The sequence below is a fragment of the Stenotrophomonas sp. STEN083 genome, from assembly GCF_056759195.1.
Genome location: NZ_JBRRCU010000016.1, coordinates 51,583 through 67,186 on the forward strand (window position 1 = coordinate 51,583; position 15,604 = coordinate 67,186).

Annotated in this window: 13 protein-coding genes; 5 read left to right on the forward strand and 8 right to left on the reverse strand. The window is 63.9% G+C overall.

The features are described 5' to 3' along the window. Positions 1–95: 95 nt before the first annotated feature. From ACVOK8_RS07380 to ACVOK8_RS07400, 5 genes are all read right to left on the reverse strand, one after another. Entirely contained in the window at positions 96–452 is a 357-nt protein-coding gene (locus ACVOK8_RS07380; protein ID WP_481566263.1) for a 5-carboxymethyl-2-hydroxymuconate Delta-isomerase, read from the reverse strand. 13 nt (positions 453–465) lie between these two features. Beyond that, on the reverse strand, positions 466–1,257 hold the full coding sequence (locus ACVOK8_RS07385; protein WP_481566264.1) for a hypothetical protein: 792 nt from the start codon (positions 1,255–1,257) through the stop codon (positions 466–468). A 46-nt stretch (positions 1,258–1,303) separates the two neighbouring features. Continuing rightward, entirely contained in the window at positions 1,304–2,179 is an 876-nt protein-coding gene (locus ACVOK8_RS07390) for a PhzF family phenazine biosynthesis protein (protein ID WP_481566265.1), read from the reverse strand. 322 nt (positions 2,180–2,501) lie between these two features. Next, the gene (locus ACVOK8_RS07395) at positions 2,502–3,362 is read right to left on the reverse strand and encodes a PhzF family phenazine biosynthesis protein (protein WP_481566266.1); all 861 of its coding nucleotides are present in this window, start codon (positions 3,360–3,362) and stop codon (positions 2,502–2,504) included. Between the two features lie 32 nt (positions 3,363–3,394). After that, positions 3,395–4,264: a PhzF family phenazine biosynthesis protein gene (locus ACVOK8_RS07400; RefSeq protein WP_481566267.1), complete on the reverse strand. Its 870-nt coding sequence runs from the start codon at positions 4,262–4,264 to the stop codon at positions 3,395–3,397. A 510-nt stretch (positions 4,265–4,774) separates the two neighbouring features. Between ACVOK8_RS07400 and ACVOK8_RS07405 the strand changes: the two genes are divergently transcribed. The 3 genes from ACVOK8_RS07405 to murD all read left to right on the forward strand — a co-directional run bounded on the left by ACVOK8_RS07405 (position 4,775) and on the right by murD (position 10,266). Next, positions 4,775–7,384 carry a bifunctional aspartate kinase/diaminopimelate decarboxylase gene (locus ACVOK8_RS07405; protein ID WP_481566268.1) on the forward strand — a complete coding sequence of 870 codons (2,610 nt, stop codon included), beginning with the start codon at positions 4,775–4,777 and terminating at the stop codon, positions 7,382–7,384. A 76-nt stretch (positions 7,385–7,460) separates the two neighbouring features. Beyond that, complete coding sequence (gene murL, locus ACVOK8_RS07410; RefSeq protein ID WP_481566269.1) at positions 7,461–8,846, forward strand: UDP-N-acetyl-alpha-D-muramoyl-L-alanyl-L-glutamate epimerase; 1,386 nt, start codon at positions 7,461–7,463, stop codon at positions 8,844–8,846. Next, positions 8,827–10,266 (forward strand): UDP-N-acetylmuramoyl-L-alanine--D-glutamate ligase, encoded by a 1,440-nt coding sequence (gene murD, locus ACVOK8_RS07415; RefSeq protein WP_481566270.1) that lies wholly within the window; start codon positions 8,827–8,829, stop codon positions 10,264–10,266. Before murL ends, murD begins: the two co-directional genes overlap by 20 nt. Positions 10,267–10,320: 54 nt before the next feature. Here murD and ACVOK8_RS07420 read toward each other — a convergent pair whose 3' ends face one another. Next, complete coding sequence (locus ACVOK8_RS07420) at positions 10,321–10,914, reverse strand: SMI1/KNR4 family protein (RefSeq protein ID WP_481566271.1); 594 nt, start codon at positions 10,912–10,914, stop codon at positions 10,321–10,323. A 121-nt stretch (positions 10,915–11,035) separates the two neighbouring features. On the opposite strand from ACVOK8_RS07420, the gene ACVOK8_RS07425 reads away from it, so the two are divergent. Next, complete coding sequence (locus ACVOK8_RS07425) at positions 11,036–11,824, forward strand: dienelactone hydrolase family protein (protein WP_481566272.1); 789 nt, start codon at positions 11,036–11,038, stop codon at positions 11,822–11,824. Positions 11,825–12,194: 370 nt separating this feature from the next. Here the strand turns inward: ACVOK8_RS07425 and ACVOK8_RS07430 are convergent, their stop codons facing one another. Both ACVOK8_RS07430 and ACVOK8_RS07435 read right to left on the reverse strand, forming a co-directional pair. Next, positions 12,195–12,449, reverse strand: coding sequence for a helix-hairpin-helix domain-containing protein (locus tag ACVOK8_RS07430; RefSeq protein ID WP_481566273.1), 255 nt, complete (start codon positions 12,447–12,449; stop codon positions 12,195–12,197). Between the two features lie 5 nt (positions 12,450–12,454). Then, positions 12,455–13,453 (reverse strand): polyprenyl synthetase family protein, encoded by a 999-nt coding sequence (locus ACVOK8_RS07435; protein WP_481566274.1) that lies wholly within the window; start codon positions 13,451–13,453, stop codon positions 12,455–12,457. Between the two features lie 203 nt (positions 13,454–13,656). Here ACVOK8_RS07435 and ACVOK8_RS07440 point away from each other — a divergent pair, with 203 nt between their 5' ends. Next, the gene (locus tag ACVOK8_RS07440) at positions 13,657–15,270 is read left to right on the forward strand and encodes an alpha-glucosidase (protein WP_481566275.1); all 1,614 of its coding nucleotides are present in this window, start codon (positions 13,657–13,659) and stop codon (positions 15,268–15,270) included. Positions 15,271–15,604 lie beyond the last annotated feature (334 nt).

A 15,604-nucleotide genomic window follows, 5' to 3' on the forward strand; every position in this document is an offset into this window, starting at 1 on the left:
TGGCTGAATCAGCCGGATATCCGCGTCGTGTTCGGCATCGCTTGGGGGCTGTTGCTGAGTTGCGATGATGTCTTGTGGCGGCGGCTTCCGCAGTGTCAGGCCGTCGATGTCTTCGCGTAGCTGTCGCGATCAATATCCACAATCTCGACACTGATCTGCAGTTCCAGCTCGCCAGCGGCAATGAGTGATTCGAGTGCTGACAGCAGCACTTTGGCAACATCGCGTTTGATATCCGCACTGCGGCCACTGAGTATCGCAAGTCGTGCAGCCACAAAGCCTCGCGGGCTGCCGCTGGTGCCGACCGCGAAGCAGTCAAACGCCACTGCGCGCGATTTGATATCCGCCTCTTCGAACTGGCCAGTGCCAAGCAGGGCATGGTTGACGGCGCGCAGCAGTGCCGGGGTAATCGCGGTGGCGAGATTACTGCTGTGTTCGATAGTGAGATGCGGCATGGCTAACTCGTTGTCAGGGCTGTGTGGGTGAGAGCAAAGCGTTGATGCGCTGGATCATCGCATCTGGATAGGTGATATGGGTGGGTGTGTCGGCAAGCGGTGCACTGGCGTCGGCATTGCGCAAACCCGCATCGAGCCCGCTTTTGGGTAGGTAGATCGGTGCTTCCACCGAGAAGCCATGCTCGGGCAAGCGGCCGTGGAGGGCGCGATACAGCTGGATGGCATCAAGCAAGGTCAGCACCGGGCCGGGATGCATGCCGTCGGCGTCATACCACTGCAGGTCGGGGGCTGCGGCCGAGGTGCTACGCAGTGCCTCGGAGATTGCCACATAGGTAATACCGGCCTGTTCTGCAGCTGCCGCTTCCTTGGCGATCAGGCGAGCTGATGCTGCCGGGTGTGCCTGGTAGCTGCCCAGCAGCAGTACGCGTGCGCCTGCGTCGCTACCGGCTTTTGCCAGCGTCCTGATCGCCGCCTGCGATTTTGCACAGGCGGCTTCGTCGGGCCAGCACAGCAGGGCGCCGCCTTGTTCCTGCAGGACCAACAGTTGCGGGCGATGCTCGGCCAATGCACGTTGAACCGAGCCATCCGCAACCCGTTCGTCGAGTAGCGCGCCACCTTTGACGATCATCTGGCTCTGCAGCGGATGGCCATTGGCGGCGCTGAGCGCAGCGTAGGTCGCTGGCAGGTTACCCACGTAGATGAGGCTGTTGCCAACGAATAGCGCTTTTGTCGGCTGCGCCGAAGGTTGCGCAGCGCACGCGGTGAAGGCGAACAACAGCATCAGCAGTGAGATCCATCTGCGCATTCCGAACTCCGTGTCGTGATCGGCTATTGGTGAGACTCTGACCGCATCACCAATCGATGGTTCCGCGGATCACCGTCTGCACCTGTCCACCGGACCAGACATCGCCGTGTGCGTCGATGCGTAATTCCAGCAAGGCATCGTGACCGACTTCGCGGCCCTGGCTGGCGGTATAGCGCTTGTCCACGCCGGGCAGGGCGTCGCGCTCGTCCAGCCAGGCGGCCAACACCGCATTGGCGGCACCGGAAGCAGCATCTTCAAAACGACGGCCGTTGCCTACGAAGGCGCGGACCACCAGTTGGTAGTTGTCGCCAGCAGCGCGTGCATAGGCGAACACGCCCATCGCGCCGGTGGATTCAGCGAGCGTGGCGATCGCCTCCCAATTCGGTTTGATTGCGCGAAGTTCGGCTTCATCAGCGACTTCGACAACCCACCAACGGCGGCCGCCATCCATCAAGGCCGGCGGCAGCATGCCCAGCGACCAGCCGGTGATGGCAGGCTGCAGGCGTGGATCGTCCGCAGTGACGATCTCGGCCACCGAGGCGCGCGGGGTGCGGATGGCGATGGTGCGGATGCCGTCGTGTTCGTTGATCTGCAAAGGCAACTGGCCAGCAATGCCGTCCTGTACCAGTTGTCCGTCGATGGCTGTTGCTACGCCGCTTTCAAGCACGGCATGCGCGCTGCCGACGCTGGGATGGCCGGCAAACGGCACCTCCTTCTGCGGCGCGAACATGCGGATGCCGTAGCTGGTGCCGGGTTTGGTCGGGGCGAAGATGAAGGTGGTTTCAGGCAGACGGGTCCAGCGGGCGATGGCCTGCATGGCGGCATCGTCCAGGCCATCGGCATCGAGTACCACAGCCAGTGGATTGCCGGTGCCGGGGCGGGGGGCGAAGACGTCGAGTTGCAGGAAGCGGCGGGTGGTCATGGGATGTCCGGATGCTGTGAGGCTGTTGCTGTTGCTGTTGCTTTGGCCGTGGCCGTTGCTTTGGCAGTTGCAGTTGGCTTTTGCCTTAGCCCCTCTCCCGCTTGCGGGAGAGGGGTTGGGGTGAGGGGGGCGGACGAAGTCCGCTTGCTCTGGCTTTTGCGCGGTTGAGGGATCACAAAGAAAAACAGCAAAGGCATGCGTGCTTCGCACGCTTCCCCTCATCCGCCCCTACGGGGCACCCCCGCCTTCGCGGGGGCGGGCCCTTTGTTCTCCCGCAGGCGGGAGAAGAAAAAGCGGATCGCTGCGTCCTGTTGGATGCCCGTCACCACTCAATCTGCCCAGCAATAACCTGCTGCACCTCACCACCAATCCAGATGTTGGACTCTGCATCCACTTCCACCCGCACCTCACCATTGCGGCCGAGTTCGCGGCCCTGGCTAGCCTGGTACTGCTGGAAGGGTTTGATCCGGCCCTGCGCCAACAACTGCGCGGCAACCAGTGCATTCGCACTGCCGGTTACCGGGTCTTCGTTGACCCCAACGCCGGGTGCAAAGGCACGCACCACGTACTGGTAGCCCACATCCGGTCGGTCAGCCGGCGCATATACCGCCAGCTTGCCGCGGCCTGGCATGGCGCCGATGGCGGCCAGCTCCGGCTTGTAGCGGCGCAGGGCGGCCTCGCTGCCGGCTTCCAGCAGCCACCAGTCTGGGCCGTTGTTCCAGAGTTCCGGGCTGTGGCCGGGTTTGGCCAACGCCGCCAGGCCTTCGGGCAGGGCATCGAGGGTGGTATCGCGGCGCTCTGCCTGCGGGCTGCGCACGTGGATCTGGCGGAACCAGCGGCCGCCCTGTACCCGTACCGGCAGCAGACCGGCTTTGCATTGCTGGATCAGCTGGCCATTGTCGTCGGGCGTGGCCAAACCCAGCTCCACGGCGGCCCAGGCGGCACCGACGCTGGGATGGCCGGCGAATGGAAGTTCACCCTTGGGAGTGAAAATGCGGATGTGATAGCTGGCGCCTTCGTCGGGCGGCAGGAAGAAGATGGTCTCGGACAGGTTCAGCCAGGCGGCGATGGCCTGCAGGGCGCCATCATCCAGACCTTCGCTGTCGACGATGACACCCAGCGGGTTGCCGGTGCCCGGGCGGGCGGCGAACACGTCCAACTGCAGATAGCGACGAACAGACATTACGGATCAGTTCCGAGCGACGGCTGGGCAGCTTACCAGTGCACCTGTCCGGCGATAACCGGTTGTACCTGACCGCCGATCCAGACCGTACCTTGCGCGTCGATTGATATCTGGACGCGACCATCGCGCCCCACTTCGCGGCTTTGGCTGGCCACGTAGTTGCCGCTATTTCCCGGTAACTGCCCGCGCTGCTGCAGCCACGCGGCGATCAGCGCGTTGGCACTGCCGGTGACTGGGTCCTCGGGCACGCTCGCCGAATCTGCCGGGCAGAATACACGGACCACCAAGGCGTGGTCTGGGCCGGCTTCGGCCGCAAACACCGCAACGCCGGTCGCACCGGTGGCGATGCTCCAGGCACGGATTGCGGGCATGTCTGGAACCAGTGCACGGAGGCTGGCGGCATCGCGGGCTGGCAACAGCCACCAGCGTGGGCCGTTGTCCCAGAGCTCGGGGGTGTTGCCGGGAGCGAGCAATGCCTGCAGTTGACCTGGTACAGCGCCCGGCGTGGTCTGCAGCTGCTTGGCGGGAGGGCTGGCCAACAGGATGGTGGGAGCGTCTTCAGGTCCGCTTACCTGCGCTGGCAGCAGACCCGCAGCGCATTGCTGTATCAACTGGCCGCCAATTGGTATTGCCAAGCCCGAAGTGACTGCGGCCCACGCCGCGCCGACGCTGGGGTGGCCGGCAAAGGGGAACTCGCTGCTGGGGGTGAAGATGCGGATGCGGTAGCTGGCGCCCTCGTCCGGCGGCAGGAAGAAGACCGTCTCGGAGTGGTTCAGCCAGGCGGCGAGGGCCTGCATGGCGGCGGTATCCAGGCCATCGCTGTCGAGGATGACACCCAGCGGGTTGCCGCTGCCGGGGCGGGCGGCGAAGACGTCCAGTTGCAGATAACGGCGTGGAGGCATGGGTTTTGGGGTGGCTTTGGCTTTGGGTTTTGATTTTGGGGTGTGGGGTGTGGGGTGTGGCGGGGCTGGATTCAGCTTAGGGGCGTGGGGTGAAAGTGCTAGAGGTGGCAAGGCTTTTGGGGCATTCCTCAACATAGTGAATCGTCATTCCCGCGTTGGCGGTAATCGCTCTGTGCTTTTGCCCTTTGCCAAGACCAGAGCCAGAGCCAGATCAGGAGCAGGAGCGATTCCCGCCTGCGCGGGAATGACGGCCTTTAAAGGCAGGAGCCAAAGCGGGAGCCGCAGCCAAAGCCATAGCCATAGCCATAGCCATAGCCCTCAACCCGGCCCCATTCACCCAAAGATGACCCGAATCGTTGCAAATGCTACTTTCTGCATCCCGGGAGGGGAGGCCGGGCGGCGATGGTATCGCTGGTAACTCAGCCGTCCCGGCACAACGGCCTTGGCATAGAATCGGGGGTTCCGCCCGCATTGCCGGGTCTTTCTCCCACTTGTGAATCCTCAAAGCCAATGTCTGCTTCCCCAATTGCTGATCGCTGGATCGTCCTGAAGTTCGGTGGCACCTCGGTGTCGCGTCGTCATCGCTGGAACACGATCGGTCAGTTGGCGAAAAAACGTGCGGACGAGACCGGTGGCAGGGTGCTGGTGGTGGTGTCGGCCTTGTCAGGCGTCACCAACGAATTGACCGCGATTGCCGACGGCGCCGTCGACAGCCGCGAGCGCGTGGCCGCGCTGGTCACCCGCCACAATGAATTCCTCGCCGAGCTGGAACTGGGCAGCGAAGTGCTGGCTGAACGCCTGGCCGCGCTGCAGGCGCTGCTCGACGACCCGCGCGCGGCCAGCCGTCCGCTGGACTGGCAGGCCGAAGTGCTGGGCCAGGGCGAACTGCTGTCCTCCAGCGTCGGTGCCGCCTACCTGCGCAGCAACGGCCTGGATTTCGGCTGGATGGACGCGCGCGAATGGCTGAACGCCCTGCCGCCCGCACCCAACCAGACCGAGTGGTCGCAACGCCTGTCGGTGAACTGCCAGTGGCAGGGCGGCGGTGACTTCAAGCAGCGCTTCTCGGCGCAGCCCACCCGCATGCTGATCAGCCAGGGCTTCATTGCCCGCCACGGCGACGGTGGCACCGCCATCCTCGGCCGCGGCGGCTCGGATACTTCGGCCGCCTATTTTGGCGCGCTGCTCGGCGCCAGCCGCGTTGAAATCTGGACCGACGTGCCGGGCATGTTCAGCGCCAATCCCAAGGACGTGCCGGACGCACGCCTGCTGACCCGCCTGGACTATTACGAGGCGCAGGAAATCGCCACCACCGGCGCCAAGGTGCTGCACCCGCGCTCGATCAAGCCCTGCCGCGATGCCGGCGTGCCGATGGCCATCCTCGATACCGAGCGCCCGCACATGCCGGGCACCAGCATCGACGGTGCCGCCGAGCCGGTGCCGGGCGTCAAGGCAATCAGCCGTCGCAACGGCATCGTGCTGATCTCGATGGAAGGCATCGGCATGTGGCAGCAGGTCGGCTTCCTGTCCGACGTGTTCAACCTGTTCAAGAAGCATGGCCTGTCGGTGGACCTGATCGGTTCGGCCGAGACCAACGTCACCGTGTCGCTGGACCCGTCCGAGAATCTGGTCAACACCGATGTGCTGGCCGCGTTGTCGGCCGACCTGTCGCAGATCTGCAAGGTCAAGGTGATCGTGCCGTGCGCAGCCATCACCTTGGTTGGTCGCGGCATGCGCTCGCTGCTGTACAAGCTCTCCGACGTGTGGGCCACGTTCGGCAAGGAGCGCGTGCACATGATTTCGCAGTCCTCCAACGACCTGAACCTGACCTTCGTGATCGACGAGGCCGATGCGGATGGGCTGCTGCCGATCCTGCACGCGGAGCTGATCGACAGCGGTGCGATGCCGGTTTACGAAGAGCAGGTATTCGGCCCGCGCTGGCGCGAAATCATCGGCAGCATCCGTCCGCGGCAGACGCCGTGGTGGCAGGCACCGGCCAAGCAGAGGAAGCTGCTGGAGCTGGCTGCACAGGGCACGCCGGCCTATATCTACGATCTGGACAAGGTGCGAGAGCGCGCCCGCCAGTTGAAGGCCATTCCGGCGATTGACCGCCGTTTCTACGCGATCAAGGCCAACTCGCATCCAGAGATCCTGCGCACGCTCGCTGCTGAAGGTTTCGGTCTGGAATGCGTGTCGCAGGGCGAGGTGGAGCTGGTGTTCGCCTCGGTGCCGGGTATCACTCCGGAGCGCGTGCTGTTCACCCCGAGCTTCGCACCGATCACCGAATACCAGGCGGTGCTGGCGCGTGGCGTCACTGTCACTGTCGACAACGTCGAGCTGCTGAAGCATTGGCCGGAAGTGTTCCGTGGCCGCTCGCTGTGGCTGCGTATCGATCTGGGTCACGGCGATGGTCACCACAAGAAGGTGAACACCGGCGGCAAGGATTCCAAGTTTGGTCTGTCCGCGCAGCGCGTCGATGAGTTCATCGCCGCCGCCCGCGCGCTGGATATCCGCATCACCGGTGTGCATGCGCACCTGGGCAGCGGCATCGAGAACAGCGGTCACTGGAAGCAGATGGTCGATGAAATGGCCGGTTTCGCGCGCCGCATCGGCAGCGTCGAGATCCTCGATATCGGCGGCGGTCTGCCGGTGCCGTACAGTGATGATGACGAGCCCTTCGATCTGGAAGCCTGGGCTGCTGGCCTGGCCGACATCAAGGCCGTGCATCCTGCCTTCCAGCTGGCGATCGAGCCGGGACGCTTCATGGTGGCCGAGTCCGGCGTGCTGCTGACCCATGCCTCGCAGGTGGTGGAGAAGGATGGCGTGCGTCGCGTTGGCCTAGATGCCGGCATGAACGCCTTGTTGCGCCCGGCGCTGTACGACGCCTGGCACGATATCGCCAACCTGTCGCGCCTGGATGCCGAGCGCGATGTTGATTTCAGCGTGGTCGGCCCGATCTGCGAATCCAGCGATGTGTTCGCCGAGCGGGTGAAGCTGCCTGCGGCAACCGCACCGGGCGATGTGTTGGTCATTGCCGATGCTGGTGCTTATGGTTTCAGCATGGCCAGTACCTATAACCAACGCGCCTTGCCGCGCGAGGACGTCATTGATGATGTGCAATGACGTCTGTTTGCTGCGAAAACCTTTGTCGTCCGTTGCGCGCTGACGCGCAACGGCCAGTTTGATTTCCGGATACGCCATGACAGCTTTTGATAAAGACCAGGTTTCCCGTTTCCGCTTCGTCCGCTGCGATTTCGCCGCGGACACCGGTGTGGCGCGGCTGGTATACGCCTTCGACGACGGTCCGGAATTGACCGAGACCGTCACTGTGCCGGGCGCGCCGTTCCAGTTGGACGACGAACGCGCGGCCGCGGTGCAACGCGCCCTGCAGCTGTTGCACCTGATTGCAGGTGTCAGCTACTACAAGGCAGCGGTGCCGGCGCAGGTAAGCATCGACAGCTACGCCATCGACGCGGCCACCGCTGCGTTGGTGGAAACGGTGTACTTCAACGGTCTCGGTGAATTCGCCTACCGCAACGGCCTGAACCTGCGCGACCGGTTCAAGCTCCCCGCTTTACTCCCCTCGCCCGTTTACGGGAGAGGGGCAGGGGGTGAGGGCGCTTCTGCTCCTGAACTTGGCCTGGCCCACCACGCCCTAGTAGCCATCGGCGGCGGCAAAGACTCTCTGGTCAGCATCGAAGCCCTGCGCAATGCCGGCGTGGCCGAAACCGTCACCTGGATCGGCGGCTCGCAGCTGATCCGTGCCTGTGCCGAGCGCACCGGCCTGCCGACCCTCAATATCGGCCGCACGCTGGCACCGGAGCTGTTCGAGCTCAACCGCCAGGGCGCATGGAACGGCCATATCCCGGTCACCGCGGTGAACTCGGCGATCATGGTGTTGGCTGCGGTGGTGCAGGGCGTGGATCAAGTGGTGTTCTCGAACGAGCGCTCGGCCAGCTACGGCAGCCAGATCGCCGGTACCGGTGAAGTGAACCACCAGTGGTCCAAGGGCTGGGCGTTCGAGAAGGCGTTCGGCGAATACGTGCAGCAGCACATTGCCGCCGACCTGAACTATTACTCGTTGCTGCGTCCGCTGTCGGAACTGGCGGTTGCCCGCCAGTTCGCCAAGACCGATTTCTACGACGCGCACTTCTCCAGCTGCAACCGCAACTTTCACATCCTCGGCGAGCGCCCGGTGAACCGCTGGTGTGGCGTCTGCCCGAAGTGCCACTTCGTGTTCCTGGCGCTGGCCCCGTTCATGCCGAAGATCCGCCTGGTGCGCATCTTCGGCCGCAACCTGCTGGACGACATGGAACAGGCCGGCGGCTACGACGCACTGCTGGAGTTCCAGGACCACAAACCGTTCGAGTGCGTGGGCGAAGGCAAGGAATCGCGCGCTGCCATGGCGACCTTGGCAACGCGTCCGGACTGGAAGGAAGACGTGCTGGTCAAGCGCTTCGCCAGCCTGATCCAGCCGACCTTGTCGGCGGACGAACTGCAGATTGAACCGTTGCTGGTATTTGATGGCGAGCACCGCATCCCGGCAGCACTGTGGGAGCGTCTGCGTGCGAATTTCGCAGCTTGAAGGCAAACGCGTCGCGCTGTGGGGTTGGGGGCGTGAGGGCCGCGCGGCCTATCACGCGCTGCGTGATCGGGAACGGGGAGTCGTCAGCGGTGACTCGCAGGAGCGGTTTCCTGCGCGTTTGACGGTGCTTTGTTCTGCTGCTGAAGCAGAGGAAATTCTTGCACTTGGCGATGCACGCCTGCGTGTTGAAACCGAGCTCAGTGGCGAATTGCTGGCTTCGTTCGACGTGGTGATCAAGTCGCCGGGCATCAGTCCGTACAAGCCCGAGGCGCAGCATGCACTTGCCCAAGGCACACAGTTCATTGGTGGTACCTCGCTGTGGTTCAGCGAGCATGCCGATGCCGATGGCACGCTGCCGAACACGGTCTGCGTTACCGGCACCAAGGGCAAGAGCACGACGACCTCGCTGCTGGCGCATCTGCTGCGTGCGGCCGGGCATCGCACCGGCCTGATCGGCAATATCGGTCTGCCGCTGCTGGAGGCATTGGATCCGCAACCAGCGCCGGAATACTGGGCAGTGGAACTGTCCAGTTACCAGACCGGCGAAGTCGCCCGCAGCGGCACGCGGCCGGATGTGGCCATCGTGCTGAACATATTTCCGGAGCACCTGGACTGGCACGGCAGCGAGCAGCGCTATATCGACGACAAACTGTCGCTTGTGACCGGTGGCCATCCGCGCGTGGCTGTGCTCAATGCGGCAGAAGAACACCTGCGCGCGCTGCAGCTGCCGCACAGCCAGATCATCTGGTTCAACCAGCCCGAAGGCTGGCATATGGTCGGCGAAGTCGTGCATCGCGGTAATCAAGCGGTGTTCGATACCTCGAACACACCGCTGCCCGGCCGGCACAACCGTGGCAACCTGTGTGCGGTGTTGGCCGCGCTGGAAGCCCTTGGTCTGGATGCGGTTGCCTTGGCACCTGCGGTGCAGAGTTTCCGGCCTCTGCCGAATCGCCTGCAGCTGCTGGGCGAACGCGATGGACTGCGTTGGGTGAATGATTCGATCAGCACCACGCCGCATGCATCGCTGGCCGCCTTGGATTGTTTCGCCGGGCAGCGCATCGCCTTGCTGGTCGGCGGGCACGATCGCGGCGTGGACTGGCAGGACTTCGCCGAGCATATGCGCGACAACGCGCCGGTCGAGATCGTGACCATGGGCAACAACGGTCCACGCATCAATACGCTGCTCGCGCCTTTGGCAGAGACGGGCGGTTTTGGCCTGCACGCCGCGACCGATCTACCGCATGCGGTAGAACTGGCGCGCGCCGCATTGGGCGAGCAGGGCGGGGTGGTGCTGCTGTCGCCGGGCGCGCCGAGCTTTGGTGCCTACAAGGACTATGTGGCGCGCGGACGGCACTTCGCCGAGCTGGCCGGATTTGATCCGGACAGCATCAGTGCGATCCCGGGTATCGGCATCCTGTAAGGCCTTGGCCGAGGTGGCGCTGACTGTCAGCCGGCGCCACCCACTACCTGCAGATCACTCTTCTTCGTCGGTGAACGCGTAACCGCCGTCGATCAGCTGCTGCAGGTAGGCATCGAAGCTGGGTGCGATCACCGCATAGCTGTCCGGGTCGTGCAGATAGCGCACGACCTGGCCACTGATGCCGCCGTCGGCAGGATCAAAATCCAGGTACAGCATCGAAGTGCCGCCGTTGTTCATGCAGTGCGAGAAGCACAGGCGCCTACCCATCGGCACGTCGGCATCGATGCCGGGACCAAGAATCTCCGGCTCATCGTCCAGCCATTCTTCGTAGATGGAACGGATGCTGTCGTCCCACTGCGCGCTGTCCTCGAAGATCTGCTGCACCGAACGCAGGTAGTAGGGATAGCTGCCGTCGCCGACGTCCGAGCCAAGCATCAGCACGTTGACCTCACCCTGCGGGTAGTCCCGATAGTGGCTGCCATCCACCTGCGCCAGCAGCTCCAGCAGGCTCGCCGGCACCTGCGGCCATTGCTGCCGCAGGCGCTGCAGGTCTGCCTGGCTGGCGCCTTCCACCCAGCGCCACATCGGGGCATCGTCTGCTGGCAGGCGCGGCACAAGGCCGGAAAGGAAGGTGTCGACAAGGTTCATATGCAGATGGATGCGTGGGGGGTGCCTATCCAAGCACACCTGCGTAACGCCGCCAATGCACAATGCGCCACGGGAGGCGATATCGACAGGATGCCTCCGTCCTCTTCTCAGGAGCGCAGGCATGAACAAGTGGCGATGGGCTGCAGTGACAATGCTGGGACTGGCGGCAACGCCAGCATGGGCCGCGATGAAGTCGCAGCCGCTGGAGTGGCAGCACGACGGCACCACCTTCAGTGGCGTGCTGGTCTACGACGATGACGGCGATGCGCGCCGACCGGGCGTGGTGATGGTGCCGAACTGGCGCGGCGTCAACGCCTCGGCGATTGCCAAGGCCGAGCAGATTGCCGGCGATGACTATGTGGTGCTGGTTGCCGATGTTTACGGCAAGAACGTGCGGCCCAAGGACAACGATGCGGCGGCTGGTGCTTCCAAGCCCTTGCGTGAGGACAGGGAGCTGCTGCGCGCCCGTGCGGCTGCGGCGCTGGATGCCTTGAAGGCACAGGCTGGCAAGGTGCCGCTGGATGCATCGCAGATCGCCGCCGTGGGTTTCTGCTTCGGCGGCACCACCGTGCTGGAGATGGCCCGCGCCGGCATGCCGTTGGCGGGCGTTGTCAGCTTGCACGGTGGCTTGTCGACACCAGCTCCGGCAGCAGCCGGCAGCGGCAAGGTACCGATCCTGGTACTCAATGGTGCGGCTGATCGCGGCGTCACTGCAGAGGACATCGCCAACTTTGGCAGCGAGATGGATGCCGCCAAGGCCGACTGGCAGTTCGTCAACTTCAGTGGCGCGGTGCATTGCTTCGCCGAGTCCGACGCCAACAGCCCGCCGGGCTGCCTGTACGACCCACGCGCCGCCAAGCGCGCCTGGAAGATGATGGATAACTTCCTGGAAGAGCGCCTGGGCGACTAACACTTGGTAGGGGCTATACCAGCAATGCCCTGGGGCCTGTAGTGCCGAGCCATGCTCGGCAGAGGCTTCACCAGCGATGTTTTGTAGGAGCGGCGTAAGCCGCGAAGCCAGAGCAAGATCAGAAGCGGTAAAGCTACCCCTCCCCAACCCTCCCCTTGCCTACGGCAAAGGGAGGGAGCGGTAGTGCCGAGCCATGCTGGGCAGGGGCTTAACCCGCAAATCAAAAGGGTGCAGGGATGTGGGAGCCGCGTAAGCCCCGAAGCGGGTTTCCCGTCACATCGCGGCAACCGCAGTCCGCACGGGATGCGCTGCTGGCGGTTCGCCTTTGGTAGCGCCGGGAGCAACCGTGGCCTCGCGGCCTGACGCGCTCCTACAACGACGCCCGGCTCCGCGCCGCTTCGATCGCCCCGTTGATCGCCGCCCGCGCCTGCGGGCTATTGCGCCAGCAGCTGCTGCCCAGCATCGCTGATGCCTGGCTGACGACATCGCTGGTTTCGGCTTCCGCCAACTGCTGCAGGGAATGAAACCCCAACTGCTCCAAGCGCGAAACCACGGTGGCACCCACGCCTTTCACCGCCAACAGCACGGCGCGTTCGTCCTCGTTGAACTGCTGCAGGCCTGCCATTGCGATCAGTGGCTGCGTTCGATGGCGTAACGGGCCAGGCCGCGCAGGGCGGCAACGGCTTCGGTTTCCGGCAGGCCTTCCAGCGCCTGCTCGGCGGCGTTGGCGTATTCAACGGCGCGCTTGCGGCTGTATTCCAATCCACCAGTGGCGTGGATCGCGGCCAACACTTCCGGCATCGCGCTGGCATCGCCGTCCTGCACGATCTCGCGCAGGCGATTACGGACCACTTCGTCCGAGTGCGCCATTGCATGGATCAGCGGCAGCGTGGCCTTGCCTTCGGCCAGATCGTCGCCCAGGTTCTTGCCCAGTTCGTCGGCATTGGCTGAGTAATCCAGTACATCGTCGGCGATCTGGAAGGCATAGCCCAGATGCATGCCGTAGTCGTAGAGCTTCTGCTGCACGGCCTCGTCGGCACCGGTGGCCAGCGCGCCCAGGCGGGTGCCGGCGGCGAACAGTACCGCGGTCTTGCGCTCGATAACGCGCAGGTAGGCGGCTTCGTCGGTGTCCGGGTTATGCACGTGCAGCAGCTGCAGCACCTCACCCTCAGCGATGCGGTTGGTGGTATCTGCCAGGATCTGCATCACCGCCATGCGCTCCAGCTCAACCATCAGCTGGAAGCTGCGCGAGTACAGGAAGTCACCGACCAGCACGCTGGGGGCATTGCCCCACAGAGCATTGGCGGTGCTGCGGCCACGCCGCAGGTCGGATTCGTCGACCACGTCGTCGTGCAGCAGGGTGGAGGTGTGGATGAACTCGATGATCGCCGCCAGCTGGTGGTGCTCGGGGCCGGCGCCGCCGACCGCATGGCCGGCCAGCATCACCAGCATCGGCCGCAGGCGCTTGCCGCCCGCCGAGACGATGTGGTCGGCGATCTGGTTGATCAGCACCACGTCCGAGGACAGGCGGCGACGGATCAGGGCATCGACGGCAGCCATGTCCGCTGCGGCAAGGGTCTGGATGGCAGGCAGGCCCAGCGCGGGGCGGATATGTTCAGCGATGCTCATAGGAAGACTTCAGGGGGTACCCGGGGATTATAGGCGGTGTGGGCGCAGGCGGCCCGTCGGGGCCGAAAACCGAACAGAACCGGGCCTTTGCGCAGTGAATACGTATGCAAGCAACACCGCCGGCAAAGCACCAACGCTAAGCTGGCCGGCATACATTTCGCGGCCCTGAAACACGGGCTCTGAAGCCCGTAGGGGGGCGTTCGATGTCCAAGACTCCATGGTGGCGCGGTGCCGTCATCTACCAGATTTACCCACGCAGCTACCTGGATACCAATGGGGATGGCGTTGGCGACCTGCCGGGCATCATCGATCGCCTGGAGTACGTGGCCTCGCTGGGCGTGGATGCGATCTGGGTGTCGCCGTTCTTCAAGTCGCCGATGGCCGATTTCGGCTATGACATCGCCGACTACCGCGATGTGGACCCGCTGTTCGGCAATCTGGCCGATTTCGATCGTTTGCTGGCCAAGGCGCATGCGCTGGGCCTGAAGGTGATGATCGACCAGGTGTTCAGTCATACGTCGATTGACCATGCATGGTTCAAGGAGAGCCGCGAGAGCCGCGACAACCCCAAGGCCGATTGGTATGTGTGGGCCGATGCGCGCGAGGACGGCTCGCCGCCCAACAACTGGCTGTCGATCTTCGGTGGCGTCGCATGGCAGTGGGAGCCGCGGCGTCGGCAGTATTTCCTGCACAACTTCCTGGCCTCGCAGCCGGACCTGGATTTCCATAATCCGGCAGTGCAGCAGGCGACTCTGGACTACGTGAAGTTCTGGTTGGATCGTGGCGTGGATGGTTTCCGTCTGGATTCGATCAACTTCTGTTTCCATGACGCGCAGCTGCGCGATAACCCGCCGAAACCCGAAAGCGAGCGTATTGGCCGCGGTTTCAGCCCGGACAATCCGTATGCGTTCCAGTACCACTACTACAACAACACCCGGCCGGAGAACATTGGTTTCCTTGAACGCCTGCGTGCCTTGTTGGACCAGTACCCGCAGGCGGTGACGCTGGGCGAAATATCGTCGGAGGATTCGCTGGCGACGACTGCCGAGTACACCGCGCCGGGCCGGCTGCACATGGGCTATAGCTTCGAGCTGCTGGTGGATGATTACAGCGCGGCCTATATTCGCGGCACCGTCGAGCGGCTGGAAGCGGCAATGGGCGAGTCCTGGCCGTGCTGGGCGGTATCCAACCATGACGTGCAGCGTGCGGTGACGCGTTGGGGCGGGCACCCGGCCAAGCCGTCGCTGGCTAAGATGCTTGCTGCGTTGGTGTGCTCGTTGCGGGGTTCGGTGTGTATCTACCAGGGCGAGGAGTTGGGTCTGGGTGAAGCGGATGTGCCGTTCGAAGCGCTGCAGGACCCGTATGGCATTACCTTCTGGCCGAACTTCAAGGGGCGCGACGGGTGTCGTACGCCGATGCCTTGGACTGATGGGGCATTGGCTGGGTTTACAACCGGCAAGCCGTGGTTGCCGATTCCTGCCGAGCATCGGGCTTTGTCGGTGCAGGCGCAGGAAGTGGATGGCGATTCGGTGCTGCATGCTTTCCGCAGCTTCCTGAGCTGGCGCAAGGCGCATCCGGCCCTGGTCGAGGGTTCGATTCGCTTCCTTGATAGTGCTGAGCCGGTGTTGTTGTTTGAGCGGCAGGCGGGTGATGAGACCTTGTTGCTTGCCTTCAATCTGTCGGGCGAGACCGTGCGGCATGCGTTGCCGGCAGGTGAGTGGCAGGCTTTGGCGCTGCCGGGCCCCGTTGCGGGCGGTGTTGAAACTGGCGAGCTGGTATTGCCTGGGCACGCGGTGTATTGCGCGCGTCGCAGCTGATTTTTGTTGTTCTCTCTTTTGTGCGGGCGGAGATAGCATCTCCGCCTTTTTTTTGGCTTTTGGATTTTGGTTATTGCTTTTGTTTTTGGCCTTGGCTCCGGCTCTGGTTTTGGTTTTGGTTTGGGCTCTGGTTGTGGCCCACGCCCCTCTCCGGCGTGCGGTTGTGGGGTGGGGTTGCGGGCGATTCTAAGAGCAGGCCAAAGCCCAAAACCAAAACCAAAGTCAGAGCCAGAGCCAGAGCCAGAGCCAGAGCTCCCCCCATCCGCCCTACGGGCACCTTCCCCCGCACGCGGGAGAAGGGAAAGCCAACAGCCAAGAGCCAAGAGCCAAAAGC